At 64.3% G+C, this 2,426-nt stretch carries 3 protein-coding genes; 1 reads left to right on the top strand and 2 read right to left on the bottom strand.

What is annotated here, in order from left to right:
• Positions 1-639: mycofactocin-coupled SDR family oxidoreductase (locus U9980_RS22475; protein WP_322769750.1), on the bottom strand; the 639-nt coding region annotated here is incomplete at its 3' end.
• Between the two features lie 212 nt (positions 640-851).
• On the opposite strand from U9980_RS22475, the gene U9980_RS22470 reads away from it, so the two are divergent.
• On the top strand, positions 852-1,889 hold the full coding sequence (locus U9980_RS22470) for a hypothetical protein (protein ID WP_322769749.1): 1,038 nt from the start codon (positions 852-854) through the stop codon (positions 1,887-1,889).
• Between the two features lie 30 nt (positions 1,890-1,919).
• Here the strand turns inward: U9980_RS22470 and U9980_RS28715 are convergent, their stop codons facing one another.
• Positions 1,920-2,306 (bottom strand): transposase family protein, encoded by a 387-nt coding sequence (locus tag U9980_RS28715; protein ID WP_416210357.1) that lies wholly within the window; start codon positions 2,304-2,306, stop codon positions 1,920-1,922.
• Positions 2,307-2,426 lie beyond the last annotated feature (120 nt).

The raw sequence follows: 2,426 nt of genomic DNA, 5'->3' as shown, positions 1-2,426 counted from the left end.
ATTACGGATCATCGGGGTGTTGACGCCGGTCGGATGCACGGTGTTGACCCGGATCGAGTGTGGCGCGAGCTCCAGAGCCAACGCCCGCATGATGCCGACCACCCCGTGCTTGCTTGCTGTGTAGGCGGTGGCGCCCACCGAGCCGTTGACAATGCCCTTGAGCCCAGCAGTGGAGCTGATGAGCACGATGGCCCCGCCACGTGCCCCGGCCACCAGATGCGGGATTGCCGGTGCGAGTGTGTTCCAGACGCCGGTGAGGTTGGTGTCGAGCGTCGCCGCCCACAGCTCGTCCGGGTCGTGCCGGGGGTCCGCTCCGATGGGGGCGATCGCGGCGTTGGCGACCACGATGTCCAGTCGCCCAAGCGTGGCCACCCCGCTGTCCACCGCGGTCCGCATGGCCGGTGCGTCCCGGACGTCGACCTGGTGGGTCACCGCCCGGCGACCGAGCTTCTCGACCAGGCGCCCGGTCTCGGCAAGATCCTCGAGGGTGGCGAGCGGGTAGTCGCACACCGGGATGTCCGCGCAGAGATCGGTCGCGATGATGTCCGCACCTTCGCCGGCCAGCGCCACCGCGTGCGCTCGGCCCTGCCCACGTGCGGCTCCGGTGATCAACGCGACCCGGCCATCCAGCTTACCCATCTGATATCTCCCGCCCTCGGCTCCCGGGGTGGGCGCGCATTGCGCACCGCGTTGACCATCCCAAGTTACTTACTTGATGACAAATCCAGTAACAATGTAGACAATCAGGGATGACGAAAGTCGTCAAGGACCGCCGCGTCCGGGTTCCACCCGCACGCTACGGCCGGGGCGATGGGTTGTGGCGCCCTGGCCGGCGATGGTAATTTTATTCTATGACCAGTAACTTGGTTTCGGCCGACATCGGCCTTGCGGATCATTCGATATGGCGGCTTCCCGGCCAGCTGTGCGCTCTCCGTCCGGACGCCACCCAGTTGCTGGACCGCGTCAACGAACACGCCTGGCGTACTGCCGAACCGGCGCTGCTCGAACTCATGCGGCTACGGGTGGCTTGCCTAATCGGTAACCGGGCCGGCGAAGCGGCCCGGTCCCCGGCGGCTCGCACTGGAGATCTTTCCGAGGCGAAGATCAATGATCTGCCTGCGTATCCGACGTCGACGCACTTCTCGCCCGTGGAACGCGAATGCCTGGCCTTCGCCGAACAGTTCGTCATGGATGTCAGCGGGATGACGACGGCGGCGCTCGACGTCTTGGCTCACCAGCTGGGGCGCACAGAATTGTCCGATTTCGTCGGCGCGCTGTATGCCATCGAATTCACCCAGCGTTTGCAGATGGTCGCGCAGGTCCTGCTGGCGCCAGTCGTTGAAGCGGCAGCGGCGCCTGCTCCGACGTCAGCCGTGGCCGACACCGCGAAGAGCGAGCCGCACCTCGACCTTCCCATGCGGAAGGTGCTCGCGACGTATCAGGACGCCGTGGTACGCGGCCAGGCCCTGGATTCGGTGACGACGGAACTCGTCCGACTGCGTTGCGCCCGGACGCACCGATGCCGTATCTGTCAGACGCTGCGGCTGGCGGATGCCCAAGCGGCCGGTGTCGACGAGACAATGACCGCGAAGATCGATTTCTACGAACGGAGTGATCTACCGGAACGGTTCAAGGTCGCGTTGCGGATCACGGACGCGTTCATCACCCGTCCGGATTCGCTGTCTGAAACCGTTGCCGAGCAGGCTCGCTCGTTCTTCAGCTCCGAGCAACTTGCGGAACTCTGTCTGGATATTACAAAGTGGAGTACACAGAAGATCAACGTAGCGCTGGGGACTGACGGCGCGGACAGATTGCCGACTAACAAGGCAGGGGTCTCCTTCTTCGGCTTCGACGACGCCGGCCGCGTGGCGGGATTCTGGGCGAATTGAACGATCCAGCCGCTACGGCAATCCAGAGGGTTATTCAAAACCCCATGAAATTGAAAAGAAAAATAATCCACGAGTTGCATCGTGGTAGGTGTGGTATGGGCATCGACAGTCGGTATGGAGTATGCGCCACGACTTGAATTGCGCGACGACTCGCTCGACGGGTGCCCGAAGAGCGGAGAGCTCGGCGTTGCACTTCTTGTCCATCTCGCTGCGTTCGCCCTCGGGCGGCCTTTTCCGCGGCGTGACCATTCCGCTACATCCTTGGTAGCCCCGTCGCCGCGGGCTGAGGGCGACCTCGCCACGGTGGCCGAGGCATGGACGACGGGCCTGAAGACAACCGAAGGCGTCCCGACGACGGCTGACACGGCTCGGTCGCGCTTCCCGATCTATCCCGATCCAGCGGCTCGGCCGGATCACCCAGAAGGTCGGGACGCGGGTGGGCTACACGTCGTCGGATTCCTCGGCCGGTAAGGCGGTGTCCAGGGTGGCGGATGTCGGTGCCGGAATGTCGACCTTCGGTGCCGGAATGTCAACAGA

Source organism: Protofrankia sp. Cr1 (assembly GCF_963555865.1).
In the GTDB taxonomy this organism is placed as follows: domain Bacteria; phylum Actinomycetota; class Actinomycetes; order Frankiales; family Frankiaceae; genus Protofrankia.
Note: the sequence above shows the minus strand (reverse complement) of the source record. Positions and strands in the feature narration are given on the sequence as shown.